This is a genomic window from Neisseria sp. P0021.S007, from assembly GCF_051956855.1.
Genome location: NZ_JBQCXA010000829.1, coordinates 1 through 586, shown reverse-complemented (window position 1 = coordinate 586; position 586 = coordinate 1). Strand labels below are relative to the sequence as shown.

1 protein-coding gene is annotated in these 586 nt (G+C 53.1%); it reads right to left on the bottom strand.

Features of this window, described 5'->3' with window-relative positions; translation table 11 throughout:
* On the bottom strand, positions 1–586 hold a 586-nt coding region (locus ACTHUR_RS16190), incomplete at both ends, for an AAA family ATPase (RefSeq protein ID WP_440399698.1).

Below are 586 nucleotides of genomic sequence, written 5' to 3'. Positions count from 1 at the left end.
CGCCGATGATGGTGTGGATTTCGTCGATAAACAAAATGGCTTGCGGGATTTTTTCGAGCTGTTTCAAGACGGATTTGACCCGCGCTTCAAAGTCGCCGCGGTATTTTGTACCCGCCAAAAGCGAACCCATATCCAGCGCGTACACTTCCGCTTCTTTGAGCGCGTCGGGAATATCGCCGTTGACGATTTGATGCGCCAAGCCTTCCGCCAGTGCGGTTTTGCCCACGCCTGCTTCGCCGACTAAAAGCGGATTGTTTTTGCGGCGGCGACAGAGGATTTGCACCAGCCGTTCCATTTCGTGTTTTCTGCCGATTAAGGGGTCGATGCGGCCGGCTTTGACTTCGGCATTGAGGTTTACAGTGTAGTCCGACAACGAACCGCTTTTTGACTCGACGGGGTCGTCTGAATCATTGTCGGGGTCGTCTGAAAAGCTTTTGTGTTCATCGTCTTCGGTTGCACCGTGGGCAATGCAACGCAAAACTTCAAAACGCGTAACCGATTGCAGCTTGAGGAAATAAACGGCGTGGCTGTCGGTTTCGCTCATCAGCGCCACCAAAACGTCCAAAGGCTCGACCAAACCTTTGCC